Annotated in this window: 17 protein-coding genes; 10 read left to right on the top strand and 7 right to left on the bottom strand. The window is 56.0% G+C overall.

Going from position 1 to position 15,673, the window contains the following annotated elements:
* The first annotated feature begins 75 nt into the window (after window positions 1–75).
* Window positions 76–615, top strand: coding sequence for a TspO/MBR family protein (locus ACFQEY_RS00875; protein WP_379763846.1), 540 nt, complete (start codon window positions 76–78; stop codon window positions 613–615).
* 27 nt (window positions 616–642) lie between these two features.
* Here ACFQEY_RS00875 and ACFQEY_RS00870 read toward each other — a convergent pair whose 3' ends face one another.
* Window positions 643–1,269: a GNAT family N-acetyltransferase gene (locus tag ACFQEY_RS00870; RefSeq protein WP_379763844.1), complete on the bottom strand. Its 627-nt coding sequence runs from the start codon at window positions 1,267–1,269 to the stop codon at window positions 643–645.
* 171 nt (window positions 1,270–1,440) lie between these two features.
* Between ACFQEY_RS00870 and ACFQEY_RS00865 the strand changes: the two genes are divergently transcribed.
* Both ACFQEY_RS00865 and ACFQEY_RS00860 read left to right on the top strand, forming a co-directional pair.
* Window positions 1,441–2,016 (top strand): class I SAM-dependent methyltransferase, encoded by a 576-nt coding sequence (locus ACFQEY_RS00865; RefSeq protein ID WP_379763842.1) that lies wholly within the window; start codon window positions 1,441–1,443, stop codon window positions 2,014–2,016.
* A 158-nt stretch (window positions 2,017–2,174) separates the two neighbouring features.
* The gene (locus tag ACFQEY_RS00860; protein ID WP_379763840.1) at window positions 2,175–3,176 is read left to right on the top strand and encodes a sulfurtransferase; all 1,002 of its coding nucleotides are present in this window, start codon (window positions 2,175–2,177) and stop codon (window positions 3,174–3,176) included.
* Window positions 3,177–3,225: 49 nt separating this feature from the next.
* On the opposite strand, the gene ACFQEY_RS00855 is transcribed toward ACFQEY_RS00860, so the two are convergent.
* Complete coding sequence (locus ACFQEY_RS00855; protein ID WP_379763838.1) at window positions 3,226–3,651, bottom strand: hypothetical protein; 426 nt, start codon at window positions 3,649–3,651, stop codon at window positions 3,226–3,228.
* A 610-nt stretch (window positions 3,652–4,261) separates the two neighbouring features.
* On the bottom strand, window positions 4,262–5,671 hold the full coding sequence (locus ACFQEY_RS00850; RefSeq protein ID WP_379763835.1) for an ATP-binding protein: 1,410 nt from the start codon (window positions 5,669–5,671) through the stop codon (window positions 4,262–4,264).
* A gap of 179 nt (window positions 5,672–5,850) precedes the next feature.
* Here ACFQEY_RS00850 and ACFQEY_RS00845 point away from each other — a divergent pair, with 179 nt between their 5' ends.
* The 3 genes from ACFQEY_RS00845 (at window position 5,851) to ACFQEY_RS00835 (ending at window position 7,950) form a co-directional block, all read left to right on the top strand.
* Window positions 5,851–6,444 (top strand): NUDIX hydrolase, encoded by a 594-nt coding sequence (locus ACFQEY_RS00845; RefSeq protein ID WP_379763833.1) that lies wholly within the window; start codon window positions 5,851–5,853, stop codon window positions 6,442–6,444.
* A 74-nt stretch (window positions 6,445–6,518) separates the two neighbouring features.
* Window positions 6,519–7,274, top strand: coding sequence for a DUF2064 domain-containing protein (locus ACFQEY_RS00840; RefSeq protein WP_379763831.1), 756 nt, complete (start codon window positions 6,519–6,521; stop codon window positions 7,272–7,274).
* Between the two features lie 55 nt (window positions 7,275–7,329).
* Window positions 7,330–7,950, top strand: a complete 621-nt coding sequence (locus ACFQEY_RS00835) for a hypothetical protein (RefSeq protein ID WP_379763828.1) — start codon at window positions 7,330–7,332, stop codon at window positions 7,948–7,950.
* An 85-nt stretch (window positions 7,951–8,035) separates the two neighbouring features.
* Here the strand turns inward: ACFQEY_RS00835 and ACFQEY_RS00830 are convergent, their stop codons facing one another.
* Both ACFQEY_RS00830 and ACFQEY_RS00825 read right to left on the bottom strand, forming a co-directional pair.
* Window positions 8,036–8,767, bottom strand: a complete 732-nt coding sequence (locus tag ACFQEY_RS00830; RefSeq protein WP_379763826.1) for a M48 family metallopeptidase — start codon at window positions 8,765–8,767, stop codon at window positions 8,036–8,038.
* The gene (locus ACFQEY_RS00825; RefSeq protein WP_379763824.1) at window positions 8,760–8,894 is read right to left on the bottom strand and encodes a hypothetical protein; all 135 of its coding nucleotides are present in this window, start codon (window positions 8,892–8,894) and stop codon (window positions 8,760–8,762) included. The genes ACFQEY_RS00830 and ACFQEY_RS00825 overlap by 8 nt, the downstream gene beginning before the upstream one ends.
* Window positions 8,895–10,755: 1,861 nt before the next feature.
* Between ACFQEY_RS00825 and ACFQEY_RS00820 the strand changes: the two genes are divergently transcribed.
* The 4 genes from ACFQEY_RS00820 to ACFQEY_RS00805 all read left to right on the top strand — a co-directional run bounded on the left by ACFQEY_RS00820 (window position 10,756) and on the right by ACFQEY_RS00805 (window position 14,335).
* Window positions 10,756–11,712, top strand: a complete 957-nt coding sequence (locus ACFQEY_RS00820; RefSeq protein ID WP_379763823.1) for a hypothetical protein — start codon at window positions 10,756–10,758, stop codon at window positions 11,710–11,712.
* A 632-nt stretch (window positions 11,713–12,344) separates the two neighbouring features.
* Window positions 12,345–13,613: a bifunctional DNA primase/polymerase gene (locus ACFQEY_RS00815; RefSeq protein ID WP_379763821.1), complete on the top strand. Its 1,269-nt coding sequence runs from the start codon at window positions 12,345–12,347 to the stop codon at window positions 13,611–13,613.
* Window positions 13,614–13,750: 137 nt separating this feature from the next.
* A complete protein-coding gene (locus tag ACFQEY_RS00810) occupies window positions 13,751–14,074 on the top strand; it encodes a hypothetical protein (protein ID WP_379763819.1) in 324 nt (107 codons plus the stop codon).
* Window positions 14,075–14,149: 75 nt separating this feature from the next.
* Window positions 14,150–14,335 (top strand): hypothetical protein, encoded by a 186-nt coding sequence (locus ACFQEY_RS00805; protein ID WP_379763817.1) that lies wholly within the window; start codon window positions 14,150–14,152, stop codon window positions 14,333–14,335.
* 9 nt (window positions 14,336–14,344) lie between these two features.
* On the opposite strand, the gene ACFQEY_RS00800 is transcribed toward ACFQEY_RS00805, so the two are convergent.
* Window positions 14,345–14,830 (bottom strand): hypothetical protein, encoded by a 486-nt coding sequence (locus ACFQEY_RS00800; protein ID WP_379763814.1) that lies wholly within the window; start codon window positions 14,828–14,830, stop codon window positions 14,345–14,347.
* A 232-nt stretch (window positions 14,831–15,062) separates the two neighbouring features.
* Window positions 15,063–15,626: a hypothetical protein gene (locus tag ACFQEY_RS00795; RefSeq protein ID WP_379763812.1), complete on the bottom strand. Its 564-nt coding sequence runs from the start codon at window positions 15,624–15,626 to the stop codon at window positions 15,063–15,065.
* Between the last annotated feature and the right edge of the window lie 47 nt (window positions 15,627–15,673).

Genomic DNA, 15,673 nt, shown 5'->3' with positions numbered 1-15,673 from the left:
GACTCTCCGTACCACGAGCGTCACGGGAGGGTTGCCGTACCAGCAGCTTAACGGGCTCGCTGCCGTATCAGACGCATGGCTCCCGCCCTCCGAACGCGACTGCCCGACAGACGGGACGCGGCGCTCGTCGTTCTCGCGGCGATCGCGGTCAACCTGATCGGTGCGATAGGCGTCCCCTTCACCGCGACCGAGAGCGCGTGGTTCGCCGCCCTCGAACTGCCCTCGTATTACCCGCCCAGCTGGGCGTTCGGCGTCGTCTGGCCGATCCTGTACGCGCTGCTCGGCGCGGCGGCGGCGCTCGTCTATCTGTCGGATCGCCGGCGGAGCGGCGACGCCGACGGCCACGCCGGATTCGGAATCTCCCGTGACGCGCGGGTCGCGCTCGGCTTGTTCGCCGTCCAACTTGCGGTCAACGTCGCGTGGTCGCCCGTCTTCTGGGGGCTCGAACGCGCCGACCTCGGGCTCGTCGTGCTCGCGCTCCTCGTCCCTCTCGTCCTCGCGACGATGGCCGCGTTCACGCGCGTCGACCGGCGATCCGGGCTGCTCTTGGTGCCGTACTTCGCGTGGATCAGCTTCGCAACAGCGCTCAACTACGGGATCTGGGCGCTGAATTGACTCGGTTCTGCGCGCCGAACGGACCCGTCAGCCGTCCGGCGGCGAGTCACCGGCCAACCGGGCCGCGACGAACCGCCGCTCCGCGGGATCGAGGTCGCGGTCGCCGGCGCACGCCTCGTCGAGAAACGCTCGCAGGCCGGTTCGGTAAGCGGCGGAGCGCTCCGCCGGAGCGACGGGCTCGGCCGCGGGTCGCTCCAGCTCGAGCTCGGCGATCCCGGTCTGCTCGCCGGTGTAGGCGAAGCCGCACTTATAAAGCGCCGCGTAGGCGAAGGGGTTGTTGACCGCGATCCGGACGCGGTCGTAGCCGTCGGTCCCCAGGTGGGAGACGGTCCGTTCGACGAGCCGCGGGCCGAACCCCTCGCCGCGGCGCGCGACGTGGACGGTCACGTACCGGAGGCGACAGCACGCGGGGTCGGTGCGGTCGGGTGAGAAGGCGATCGCGGCGAGGACGTCGTCGTCGAACTCCCGCGCGTCGACGGTCGGGGGAAGCGACCCGTCCGGCTCCCAGTCGGGCACCGCCGGCGAGCCGTCAGCGGTCCGCAACACCGCCTTCCCGGGCGCGCCGACGACGAACTTGCCGGCGTAGGCGAACGCCCGGTAGTCGAGCCGCAGCGTCGCCCCCGACCCAGGTTCGCCGACGAGCGCGAACTCCATGGCGACCGGTACGGCGCGGGTATATAAATGCGCATGGGGCGCTCCCGAAACACCGTCACCTCCGAACTCGTGCGATCCACCCGTGAACCATCTCGTGAACCGCTCCGTGAACCGGACGAAGATCTCCTCGCCCGCGAGGCTATTTAAGTAACTTCGCCGCCGATCACGACCATGCACGGACTCGGCGACGTCCGCCTCTTCGACCGGATGGCTCCGCTGTACGATCTCGCGATGCCGGCGGCGAACGGCGAGGCGCTGGCGGCGGGGCTCGACCACGCGACGCGGCCGATCGAGCGCTTGCTCGACGTGGGCGGCGGCTCGGGTCGAGCGGCGGCCGCGCTCACCGGTCCCGAAATCACCGTCGTCGACGTCTCTCTCGGAATGCTCGCACGCGCCCGCGAGGTCCGCGGACTCCCGGCCGTCGCCGGCGACGCGGGTCGGCTCCCGTTCCGCGACGCGAGTGTCGACGCCGTCACGGTCGTCGACGCGTTCCACCACTTCCCCGGCCAGGAAGCCGCGATCCGGGAGGCCGCACGGGTGATCGCGCCCGGTGGGGTGCTCGTTGTCCGCGAGTTCGATCCCGCGCATCCGCTCGGGCGCGCTCTCGTCGTCGCCGAACACGCGATCGGAATGGCGTCGCGGTTCCGCGAGCCGCGCGACCTCGCGGCCGCGCTCGACGACGCCGGGTTCGATCCCCGCATCGTCGACCGCGGCTTCGGCTACACGGTCGTCGGCGTCCGCGCGTGAGTCGACGGCGCTCGGACACCCCCTCAGAGTCGGTTCGGACGGGTCGTCTCGCAAGTCTCGCCGGTGACGGCGACGGCGTCGCGTCTGCCGTCGGAGCCGACGGTAAAACGGACCTCCAGGTACAGGGTTATCCTCGGGAGGCACCAACGCTCGGGCGAATGAGCGACCGAAACACGCGGACTTCCAGACGGGCGGTATTGGCCTCGGCCGGCGCGGCTATCGCGGCGACGGCCGGCTGCCTCGGCTCGACCGACGACGAGCCGCCGGAGGCGTACACGACGCCCGCGGCGGCCGAGTTCGACGGCGTCGTCGACAGCCAGTGGCTCGAAGGGAACCTCGACGACGTCCACCTGCTCGACGCCCGCGACGAGGAGGCCTTCCTCGACGCGCGGATCCCGGGTGCGTATCACTTCCCGGACTCCGAGATGCTCGATAGCTACGCCGAGGAGACGCCGGACGGCTTCGAGGTCTCCCCGGAAGTGATCGCGTGGACGCTCTCGGAGGCGGGCATCGAGACCGACGACGACGTCGTGGTCTACGGTGCCGAGTCGAACCTCTGGGAGACGTACGCCATCTACACGCTCAACGCCCTCGGCCACGAGGGACAGGTCAGCCTGCTCGACGGCGGGTACACCGTCTGGGACGCCGGCGGCGGCGAGACGACGACGGGGTCGCCCGAGGCGCAGGAGGCCACCTACGAGCCCGAACTCGACACCGGCGTCGTTGCGACCCGGGAGTTCGTCGCCGAGAACGTCGGCGAGGATGACGCCTCGACCCCCATCCTCGACATGCGGTCGCCGGAGGAGTACTGGGGCGTCGACGAGCGCGGCGACCTCGACCGATTCGGACACGTCACCGGTGCGACCAACCTCAACTTCGTCCAGAGCATCGACGGCGAGGCCGGGCGACTCCGGACGCCCGAAGAGCTCGAAACGCTGTGGATCGACGACGCCGGTCTCTCACCCGACGAGACGGCCGTCGCCTACTGCCAGACGGCGATTCGGGCGTCGGTCGGCTGGTTCGTCCTCGAGCAGCTCGGCTGGGAGGACGTCCGCAACTACGAGGGGAGCTGGGCCGACTGGGGCACGCTCTCGGAGGACGACGGGTACTACTTCACCACCGGCGAGGACAGCGGGACGGTCGTCGACACGTTCGCCTAAGTCGGCTTCGTCGGCGTCGGTGGCAGCTATTACAGGGACGGGGAGCCGATCACCCGCCGACCGCGTCTATCGAGGTCCAATAGTATTGGCCGTCGTATTCGATATACGTGTTGTAACACTCTGTATCTAGTAATTCCGCACTTCCGTACACATCGTGGCTTCCGCTATCGTCGGAGTCGGTGTCCAGATTCCTTCTCGCGGTCTCGACTTCCTCTTGTGCCCCCTCGGGGAGTTCCTCGAAGTGACAGCTGTTGTCTGGCTGCTCGACGTCCTCTCTTGAGACGGTGACTACGTACGACGGACGGTCGCTGTCCGTTTCGGTGTCGTCGGCTGTGGAATCGTTGGCTGCGGTGCTGTTCGGTGTCGTCGTGTTGGAGGTGTTGGAGGTGTTGTCGGTTGGTTCTCCGCCGCGGTTCAGACACCCACCCAACCCGGTGAGAACGCCGCAAGAGACCAAAATCGCTCGCCGCTTCATGGGACGATTCGAGCGCGAAAGGATGTATGTTTTCGGTTCCGTATTTAAATGCGGACACTCGTAGGCGTACATCTGTGAGTCGCTGTTGGTACCGCAGACGGGACTGTTAGCAATCGCGTCCTCGGACTCTCATCGCCATCGTATATAAACAACTGCCGACGGCGAGGACACCGCCAAAGCCCCAGCCGCGACGAACTCGCGGTTTCACCGCTCGCTACGAGGGCTCCCTCTGGTCGCCCTCGCTACTCGCGTGACTCGCTTCGCTCCTCGACCGCTCACTCCGTTCGCGGTCTGTGGTGCTTACGTCGTCAGGCTTCGCCCTCGCGGCTGCCCCTTTGAGTCCCACCCCACACAGCACCGCAGCCTCACACCTCCCCAGCCTCGTCCGGACCGTTCGCCCGACCGCTGGGCGAACGGTCCGGACTCCCTCGCGGGCTGGCTCGCGGTCACCTTCGGCGACCACTCGCAGGCGCGCCGACCGACGACGACGCCACCGAACCGCACCATTCAGTTATAAGCAATCGTCGCTGGCGCTTGCGGCCATTTATATACACGTCGCCTGCGGCTGCTGTCGACCGAACACCGGCAGAAAACGTCGCATCGGCGCGGGTCAGTCGTGCGAGTGGCTGTGTGCGCCGTGGTCGTGGGCGTCGTCGTCGATCGACTCGTCGTCGTGGGTGTGGTCCTGCTCGCCGGAGTCCGTCTCGCCGAGCACCTCCGCACCCTCGCCGTCGATCATGTCCATGTTCTTCAGATTGTCTCGCTCCTCGAAGTCCTCGACGGCCTCCATCACGTCCTCCTGGGTGATCGTCATCCGGTCTTCCGTGAGCGCGCCGAGAACGGCCTCGCGGAGCACCATCCGGAGGTCGGAGCCCGTGAGGCCGCTCGTGCGGTCGGCGACCTCCTCGGGGTCGAAGTCGGCGATCTGCATCTGCCGGGTGACGACCCGGAGGATGTCGGCGCGCATGTCCCGGTCCGGCTTGGGGAAGTTGACGATCTCGTCGAAGCGACGCCACGCGGCCGCGTCGAGCTGGTCGGGGTGATTCGTCGCGCCGATGAGGAGGACCTCGTCGCGGACGAGCGACACCTCGTCGATCGACTTCAGCAGGGTGTTGACGGCGCGTTTCAGGGCGGCGTGCTCGTCCGAGCGACGGGTCTTCGCGACCGAGTCGAACTCGTCGATGAAGAGGATACAGGGGGAGAGCCGCTTTGCGACCTCGAAGGTCTTCTCGACGTTCTTGGCCGTCTCGCCGAGGTACTGGCTCGTGATCATCGACATCTTCACCTCGACGAGCGGGATCCCGAGCTCGTGCGCGAGCGCACGCGAGACCGTGGTCTTCCCGGTCCCCGGGGGACCGACGAACAGGAGCTTGCCGATCTCGCGGAGCCCGATGCTCGCGAGGTACTCGCGGTGCTCGATCGCCTTCACGATCTTCTGGATCTCGCCCTCCTGGTCGCCGGTGAGCACGAGGTCTGCGAGCGTCGTCTCGATCTCCTCGGGCGCGCGGACGTTGACGAGATCGAGCATCTCCGCGTCCTCGTCCTCGTCGAAGTACTCCTCGAGTAGGGCGTCGATCCAGACGCGGTCGGCCTGTATCGGCCGGACGCTGTCCCGCGCCTCCTCGTGAGTCACGGGGGCGTCGAGGTCGTCCGCGTCCGCGAGCGCGGCGACGACGGTCGGGTTGGCGGCGATCCGCTCGTCGTCGGCGCGGTCGCGGTACCACTCCAGGGCCATCTCGGGCTGGGTCAGCGATATCTCGCCCGAGAACTCCGTCTGCTGGGTGAAAAGCAGGTCTGAGACCGCCTCCCAGGGGTGTTCGACGCCGGTGGCGGTGCGGGTTACCCCCGCGGTCGCCTTCAGCGGTCGCTCGACGCCGCCGGGGGCATCTTCGGCGGCGTCGGCCGACCAGAACACCTGCCGGAAGCGCGGCGGCAGATCGTTCTCGTCGAGGTCGCGGTTCTCGGTGTAGAGGTGCGTCGTCAACACGAACTCGACGACGTCGAGCGCCGGGTCACTCATCCGCGCGACGTAGCCGCGGGACGCGGTTAAGCGCGTCGAACCGCGGACGATACGAGCCGGTCGAACCGCAGACGAGACGAGCCGGTCGAACCGCGGACGACACGAGCCGGTCGAGGGAGCGACCGACCCGCTGCCGGCGTATCGAACGCTTATTAGCCCTGGTGATAGACCTACCTGCCATGAGCTCCGAGGACGCGGTCGCACCCGACGATTCCGGGGATTCCGCCACCGACACGGACCACGAGAACGCGCGCCAGGACGTGATCGCCGTCGACCCCGACGACGTCGAGCAGGGGACGGTGAACCGCCTCGACGCCCACACCGGCGACGGCATCCGACACCGGGCGTTCACCTGCCTCGTGTACGACACGGACGGGCGGATTCTGTTGGCGCAGCGCGCGCCCACGAAGCGGCTGTGGGATGGTCACTGGGACGGTACCGTCGCCTCCCACCCCGTCGAGGGGCAGACGCAGGAGGACGCGACCGAACAGCGCCTGGAGGAGGAACTTGGGATCACCCCGGACCAGTACGACGACCTCCGCGTGACGGACAAGTTCGAGTACAAGCGCTACTACCCCAACGAGGGCGTCGAGTGGGAGGTCTGCTCGGTGCTCAAAGTCACCCTCGACGACGCCTCGATCGACCCCGACGAGGAGGAAATCGGCGGCATGCTGTGGGTCGATTACGACCACCTCCACGAGAACCCGGCGCTGTACCGCCAGCTCCGGCTGTGCCCGTGGTTCGAGATCGCGATGCGGCGCGACTTCGCCTGAGCGACCGGACCGGCCGTCTCCGCGACCGTGACCAAAGCGGCGAGTTGAAGGCGCGCGGGAGACTCAGATTCGCTATGACCGTCGTCGTCGTGCTGGCGAAGCCGCCCCGCGAGGGGCTCGTCGCGTCCGGGCTCGCGGAGTCGACGCCGCTGTCGGCCGCCGAGGCCGCAGAACTGTACGAGGCGCTGTTCCGCGACGCCGTGCTCGCGGTCGACCGCTCCGGCGGCGAACTCCTCGTCAACTACCCCGTCGACGACGACCTCCCCGTCGAACACCGCACCGATACCAGCCCCGAGGCCGAACTGCGCACGCTCGTCGCCGACACCCTCGGTGGCACCGGAGACATCCGCTTCGAGCGGCAGGTCGGGTCGTCGTTCGGCGCGCGCGCCGGAAACACGGTCACGCACCTGCTCCGCGAGGAGAACGCCGACTCCGTCGCCGTCGTCACGCCGCAGGCACCGCTGCTCTCGCGGACCGTCATCGACTCGGCCGCGATGAAGCTCCGCACGAACGAGGTGGTGCTCGGCCCCTCCACCCGCGGGCGAACCTACTACGCCGGATTCACCGAACCCATCGACTTCGACGGCGCGTTCGAGGCCCCGAGCCTGCCGACGCTCGCCGCGCGGGGGGCCGACGCCGACCTCGACGTGGAGTTCCTCGGGTCCTCGCCCTCGATGGTCGACGGCGACGACCTGCTCGACGCCCTCCCCGTGTTGCGCGCGCGGTTCGCGGCCCGGCGCGTCGTCCCCGACCACACCGCCGCGTTCGTCCACGAGCACGGGCTGGACGCGGTCGTCGAGGACGGCGACGCGCGGATCGTGCGGGACTAAAAGAATCACTTGTCTCTCGGACACGTATATACCGAATCCGGTCCGAAGTAGGGTCGTGAGACGACGACCCCTGGCCGCCTCCATCGTGGCGGTCGGCCTCGCGGGCTGTTCGCAGATTCCCGGTTCGGGATCCGACGAGCGCGACGACGACGCGAGTCCCGTTGCCGAGGCGTTCGGTGGCGGGGTCGAGCGACCCGACTGCGCGGTCGAAAGTGAGACGATCGAAGTCGCCGCCGGCGACGAGACGAGAGAGACGGAGACCGCGACGACGGAGCCGTATCCGGACACGCCGAGAGAGTTCGACGAGAACGAGATCGTCGAGTGGGTCCCCGCCTTCGAGGAAGCGTACGTGAGCCACGACGTGCTCTGTGGCCGAGATGAGGCGAGTCACGTCCTGCGGATCACCTACAACACGGACCGGATCGAAGTGTTCGATCGGGCCGGAAACGGGACGACGATCTTCCTGCGGTACGCCGGCGGCGCGACCGCCGGGGCCGACGAGAACGGATCGGTGTGGGAGGCCGACATCGGGTACAGTGCGGTCCTGTACGTCGTCGACGACACCGGTGCGGCGCGGGTCGAACTCGACGGACTTCGCGATCCCAGCCGTGAGGAGATCGAGGCCGAAGCGCCCGATCCGGTCGAGACTGGGGATCTCGTCGCCGTCTTCGGGTGAGGAGACGGGCGACGAAGCAGGTGAGAAGACGGGCGACGAAGCAGGTGAGAAGACGGGTGACGAAACGGGCGGCGCGTCGAGTCGATCACAGATCCTCCTCGGTGAATATCAGCCGCGCGCTGTTCTCGCTCAACCAGTCCGAGTGCGTCTCGTACTCGGGATCGTGGTCGGCGACGAGCGACCAGAAACGATCGCCGTGGTTCGGCTGGCGCAGGTGCGCGAGCTCGTGGACGACGACGTAGTCGACGATCTCGGGCGGGGCCATCAGCAACCGCCAGTTGAGGCTGATCGTCCCCGTCGTCGAACAGCTCCCCCACTTCGTCCGCTGGTTCCGCACCGCGATCTTCCCGTACTCGACGCCCATCTCCTCGGCGTAGCGGTCGGCTCGGTCGGTGAAGTGATCGCGAGCCTCCCGCCGGTAGACGTTCTCCAGTACCCGCTCGACCGTGGACTGCTCGACCGTGCTCCGCCTGAGTCGTATCGATTCCTCGGTGACCGCGTGGCTCCGTGCCGGTTCGATGACGAGCGTTCGTTCCGTTCCGAGGAGCGGGAAGGTCTCGCCCGCCTCGAACGTCCGGTCAGGAACCTCATCGCGGTACCGCTCGAAGTCTCGCCGTTTCTCGACGACCCACGCGGCGTTATCCCGGAGCACTTCAGCGGGCCGGACGTCCGCCGAGTCCGGCACGACGACGGTCACGCCGTGAACGTCCACGTCGATGCGCGATTTCGTCGCCTTCGAACTCCGGCGCACCTCGAAATCGACATCGGTGCCCAACAGGTCGAGCGTCCGCGACCCGGACGAACGTGGCTTAGCCATCGTCGTGAACGAGGTAGTTCCGGATCGAGTCTGCGAAATAGCCGTCCTCACGAATCGGCTTGCCGAGGTCGTGCTCGACGGCGAGGACGTCGAGCAGGAGGCGTTCAATCTCGTCTGTGATCGGCATCGATCCGATCGTCTCGCCGCTCCGGTATAATGATGTCTCGAACGGTATCGAACCAGTTCGGGTGAGTGGATTCCACGGTGGCGCATTTTCGTGATAGCCGGAACGAGCGCCGGGAGTCGCCCCGCGCGTATCGATGTCGATCACCGTGGGTGGTTTACGAGAACGACACCTTCAACATTGTCGGGGGTATTCTTTCGTACACACCCCGTCACGGTGTATTCCGGCGATTCCGGCGCGGTTCGATCGTGCACGGAATGGCCGGGACATCACCGGTCGATTCGCTTCCGCACGGCCAGAGTTGCGCCACGGAAGCGGGGGTACACGACGGTTCGCTGGTGGGATGGCAGAGCGGCCCATTGCGCCTGCCTTGAAAGCAGGTAGCCTCAACTGCCAAACAAGCCCCTGTATATTGCCGATTTGAGCCTTCTACTACCCTTCTAGATTGACCTATGGGATAAAGCCGGTGGTGTAATGGAACAATACCAATTCCCGTAGAGTTGAAGATCGGCGGGAGAACAAACACAATTCAGCAAATCTATCCATGGGACTAGAATAGTGGATAAAGGAGTTATTCTAGTATTGTGGACCTGTATTCTATATCTCCCGAAACCGTATGACGGGAGGGGGATAACGATTAATATCTTAATCCAAGTTCTTGTAAAATATATCTAGAACGGGGATGTTATTGTCACATATCAGAGACAAACCCAAATTACAGAGATTATGTTGATGAGGATAACACAGGATAGGGATCCATCCTCAAAGCCGGTCGAACCCGGATCGCTCTGATTGAATCCTTGGGGGATAGGGTAGGGTCAACACTACTAGAACGATTCAGATTGATTCTCATTCTGAACTAGGCTAACAGTCCCACTTACCTCATAGTTAGATATAACCCCGATAGAATACACTCTCTCGCGTCTTTGAGGATAACATGAGGCAAACTACCTCTTACACAGAAAGACGCTAAGAGAGTCATACAATTAGATAGACTCAAAGTGAGAGGATCGCTAAGAGATTAGAGACTAAGAGAATAGCAGAGTCTAAGGATAGAATTGAAAGAACAAACAATTTAGTATAAAAATCTTTTGGTTATTCAAAGTTTTAGCCAAAGTTTCTGTATATTTGTTCATAAGTTTGGAGATAAAGATTACTATCAGTTATCTTATGTCAGCTTAGGAGCAAAAGTCCGTATGGATTTGCTCTTATATTCACGTTATTCTCTCCCACATCTGATTTTTGTGGTCACCGTGCGATTTTTACCGAAGAAATCTCTGCTAAAAATTCACAGATATTATTCTCTCTAGAACAAGCCGAGATTTAAAACAGAGAACCAAACCACAGAGCAAATTCACGTCCAAAACTATGGATTATGTTCATCGCTATGGAATAGGATAGATCAAAGAAGTAACTCGGAAAGTCGTGAATTACTCCGGTTAGTACTACTATGATTTTCGTAGCTATTGAAGCCGCGCCTAGTGGTGCAATACTCCCTAGAGGAGCATTACCAAAAGCATAGCCCCCATATGTCATTAGCTGAATTTTTGGAGCGCACTAACTTAATACCTAAACTAATTCTTTTGATGACCAATAAATCTCTATAGAATTTCTAACCCTCCAAACTCTAGGGGTTCAATCTTTGGTTTCTCTAAAATATCCGTTTTAATTATAAAGACTTAAATAGTTATAGGCCTTTGTATTAAACACAGATGTCTGAAATAAATGACGGTCGAAGCGGGCGGGAGTTTACATCTATTAGTCTCTCCAAGGACATGAGAAAGAAGCTCAAGCTTCGCAAAATAGAAGAGGATGTTTCGTCTTACGATGAATTATTGCGGAATAAATTTGAGGATTAGAATATATGTTTGACCTTTTCAAGGATAATAATAGTGAACCGGTGAATCGCGGCATTGATGAAGAGTTTTCTTTTGAGTTTGATAGCAGAGACGCCCGATCCGAAGCGGTCGATTGGGACGGCGCAGTTTCAAGCGAAGAATTAGCCAAGGATCCCGAAACGGTCGATACCGAAGAGGGAGAGGTAGTTTCTCTTGGCAAATTCGCTAACGACGAAACGGTATTGGAGCTAGGCGCAGATACTATTGAACTATCCTTAAGTGAGATTGAGACTCATAGCTCTTTCTTCCATCCCGATGAGATTGAGGAATTATCCCGCGAAAAACATCATACGAATGAATCACAAAAGGATAGCATCGATAAGGTAGAAGAAGCTCTTAACGATCCTGAATATCCCAATACCCGGCGGGAGCTTTGGAACCAGTTAGCAAAGGATGAAGGTAAGTTCGGGTTAGGACAAGAAGAAGACCTTACCGAAGCCGAAAAGGACGCTAAGACTGTCGAAGCTCTGGAACGGCGCGGGATTGATGCTAGTCCCTCTCATCCCGAGAATAAGCAGGTGCAAGAAATGTCTGGCAGCGAGCTAAAAGAGGTAATGCAGAATGCACTTGGCGATTCTGAACCCCAAGAAGAAGAATTATCTGAACCCGAAACCCCCGAAGAGATTGAAGAGCCTGAAATCAATTCGCCGGAGGTAGATGAATTTTCAGAGGGAGCTAGAGCGTGGGAAGAACTAGGGGGCGTATGGTCGGACTTTGCCTCTGATTTGGAAGCGTCTAGCGAGGTACCTGATACAGAGGTTACTACCCTATCGGACGGGAGCAAACTTATCAAAACGTCTTACGACGATCTCAAGGTAGAATTGTGGGAAATGGATTCAAAGAACGATAAGAAAAGTAAGATTCTAGATAAGTCGGGCAGTGTTTTGAAAGCCATTATCGCGCCGGGGGAATCCTATGACTGAATGTCCTGAATGCGGTGAAACAGGGACATATGAGAGTCATAACGAAACTTGGGGACGGGGACAAGTACGGTTCTTTTCAGAGTGTAGTAACTGCGGATTTTGTCCATAACAATGTTTAATCTAGATGATAACTGCCCAAAGTGTACCTCGCCCGATTATAAAGGCGATTTCTCCCTTTCGCATTGGGGATCGGGCAGGATAATCCTTGAGTGCATCACCGACTGTAAAGATTGTAATTTTGGCGGTACCTATAGCACTTCTTTAGAATGATTCAAACTGCTAATGGCTACTTTGAGTATGTTGTAGACGACAATTATCTTGATGAGATTCAAGAAGATTTGAACGAATATGACGATCTAATCGGTTACTATAACGACGACTTAGAAGGAAAAATTACCATGATTTTGAAGGTGCCAGAGGTACCATCGGAGCTAGGATATATCCATTAACAATAAACCAGTAATATTTGCCTCTTTCTACCGGAAATAATTTCTGGTAACTCGGGGTTTAAATATCTTTAGGTTCTACAATAATACAACGATAAACTAACGAATATTAAAATTCGGTCGATATATCTAATCGACTTTTGAAAAAGCGGTGTGTTGGCGCACACCGGAAGAAGCTAGGAATCTATGACTTCACCTGAATCTAACACCCACGACTGTTTAAATGTATCGGATAAGAGCGATAATATTGAAAAATATCTAGAAATATTCGGTGAAACCCCGGTATTCAATTCAGTAAAGGCGGGCGAAAAAGCCGGATTCAAGAATTGGGATAATCCCGATAAGCTCAAAACAGCAAATGAGATCGGCTTTCTGCTATCTCGACATCGTAATATCGGTATCAGGTTGGGGGTTCAAACTGATAGGGGATATACTGTCGTTTTCGACAAGGAGAGTTACGGTGATATACCTGATAATCTTCTAGAATCAATCTCTGAATTAGCAGTAGCTTCATGGCAAAGTCAATCGGGCGGGGACAATAATCTGCTAACAGTCACACAAGAAGCGTATGAATATCTAGACCAATTCAAAACCAAAGTAACCTTTGAGGGGGACAAGCACGACTTAGAGCTTCTAACGTCGGGATATGCGTTAGTACCACCTTCTAGAATCGATGAGGATCACAAATACGACGATCTACGGACTAACCCCGAAGCACCTACAGTAAACATCGATGCTCTGCGGGATATTTTGACCCATATACCCGTTTCTCGAAAGAACGAGGGGAATACATCCAACCAGAGCGAAAAACAGCATACAGCTGTAGAAATCGATACGTTACCCGATTCATTTGATATTGAATCCTACTGCGAAGATAACTTACCGGGGACGGATTCATTCAGGGAGAGATTGAATCACGTTATCACCGACATCGATAAGGTAAACGAACTATGGTTTGCCGAACCGGAAGATCAATCAGAAAATGAAATAGCACTAAGGAGAGAACTAGCATGGTATTTTTACGGAGATAAGATCATAATTCAGTATATATTTGAACAAATGTTACCTGAATTCCGAGGTAAGGAGCTAAAGTATGGTAATAACGAAACACATACGAAAGATGTGTTAGATTTTGAAGAGTATGTTTCACGTCCCTACTACATTAACGCTCTGTCGTTCAATTTCAGAGAACAATTAGCAAACAAGATCCACCAATATGAGACTGTTACTGCTACGAAAATCCATAATGACGGATTGATTAATACTAATACTCTCGAAAAATACGATGCACGAACGATAAGAAGAGGTTTACAACTATTCAAAGAGTTAGATTTAATTGAACGAAACTCTAAAACTGAATATGAGAACAAACGAATTGATGAACAATACTTAGAAGAATTAGAAAAAGTGAATAACAATCCAGATTATATGCCCATCAAACATCCTGATTACTAACTATGTATTATACAGAATACAATACTATACAAGATAATAACTACTATAATACGTCCATGATATGTCCGGAAACGGAATACGGTCCATTTTCGAGGGTTTCAGGCAGGTAACTAGCTGGTCATTTATATACTCCTATCATGAGTGAACTAGATTACCGCGATGTCGCTCAATCAATCCAAGAAGATCGACCGGAGGGGTTCAGAGTATCAGCTATCCATGTGAACTTTCAGGCGATGGACTTGGATATTCAGTCTAAGGTAAGAGATAGGATATGCGATAGGCTGAAAGAAACTGCGAGCTACTACTTGAATGACGATTTAGAGATATTCACCGATAGCAGCATAGACCAAAAATGGACCTTCGATATTGTCCATGAATGCGGGCAAACTCCGATGTATGATGAATTGAACGAACAATATTATTGTCCTATCTGTGTAGAAGAGACAATTTTTGATTACTAATATGATGGTATCAATCGGATCGGTATGTTTCGATGGCGTAGTGGGATTAGGATTAGCGGCTTTGGTATTTAATGTATGAGTTTATCAGTAGAAAATAATAACGATAGCAGTAACGATTTAAAATTAATTCGCTGCGCGATTAGCGACAAGAATTTGATAAATGCTTTTGAGGATTATACTTACGATAAAAACTATGATGAGAAAATGCTGATTGAAGTAGCATTAGGAAAATTCCTTGAAGAAGAGGGTTATCTTAGCTAAGTGCGATCACTAGTTCGCTGTCTGTTGAATACCAATATATACAACCAGTAAAAGAACCACGCTAAAAACAGTCATAAACTTTTGATCGAATCCTTGAAGAGAAACAATAGCAGTAACAGCCTGAATTGAAGCTGCACCTGCTAGTATCCACGTTAATATTACCAGAGAGAGATTGATTTCTTGACTGCTTTTCTTTTGTTCCCGATCGTGAGCTACGTTGAATCCTTCTTTGTTTAGGGTATATATTAGATGTCTTGTTTTTGTACCTGATATTTCAATATGTCCGGGTTCACAATCAACAATTCCCATAGTACTCATTTTATTTAGTATGTCTCTAATTTCTCCGAGGTTTAATCCGGTTTTCTCTGGTACTTCTTCAATAGATGGATGCTCTATTTCATCAGAAACATCATATTCTTCTGATGTTGATAGATGTATCTCACTATTTTCTTTGTATAGATAATTCAGAATCTTGGCCCAATCGGGATCTTCCATAAATGAGCTACAGGTGTTATTGAATTAGTGTTTGTGGCGAGAAGCACATTTGACAAGAAACTATGTAGGATGCTGCATCAGGGAATACAGTAATCAAATAGAATACACACCATGCTATTGCTGTTCAACCCAATATTGAGAAGCATGATGTCAAATACGAACCATAGCAGAAATACGATCGCTGCGATAGCTTGTACCAATTGAATCATGGCAATGAGTTAGAACCAAGATATTATAAAAGTGGTACTATTTCCAAACCAACTAGAACTAAGGTTAGAACGAATAAGAGAAAGGTGAGAGCTAGCAGGTATCTATTGGTTGTTTGTTGCTGTCGCTCTGTTTTGAGATTATGAGCAAATTGAAGTCCTTCTTGTGTAAGTCCGGGTATCGGAACAACAGTATCTTCGCTCATACTAAGATCACTATCTTCTAGCTGATCACTGTAGTTTGTATTTCTATTTACTTTAACAAATCCTATCTCCTCTAAGTCATCAATTATTAACTCAATATTTCCTTCAATTCTAGGTTCAATTTCATTGTAAAATTCTATAGCCGGTGATATTGACTGATTCAATTCTCTGTCACTCACCCAACCCGCAGTTATAGTAGGATCTACAATAATATCATTTTCATACATCAACTCTAGGACTTTCATCCAATCTTTTTTCGTTTTTTCTCTCTTGTTTAAAATCTCATGTATATATCCATTTGAGAAAGTTACATCAGTGACTTTTGTCGAACTAGAGGATGTTTGTTTGCTTGTAGCTGTGGTTTCTAGGGTGTTTTCTTTGCTCATACCGATTTGTTCAGTTACATCTATATTATTATTGGGTTTAATAGACC

Source organism: Halorubrum trueperi (genome assembly GCF_042662525.1).
Lineage (GTDB): Archaea > Halobacteriota > Halobacteria > Halobacteriales > Haloferacaceae > Halorubrum > Halorubrum trueperi.
This window is presented reverse-complemented; position numbering and strand designations above follow the sequence as displayed.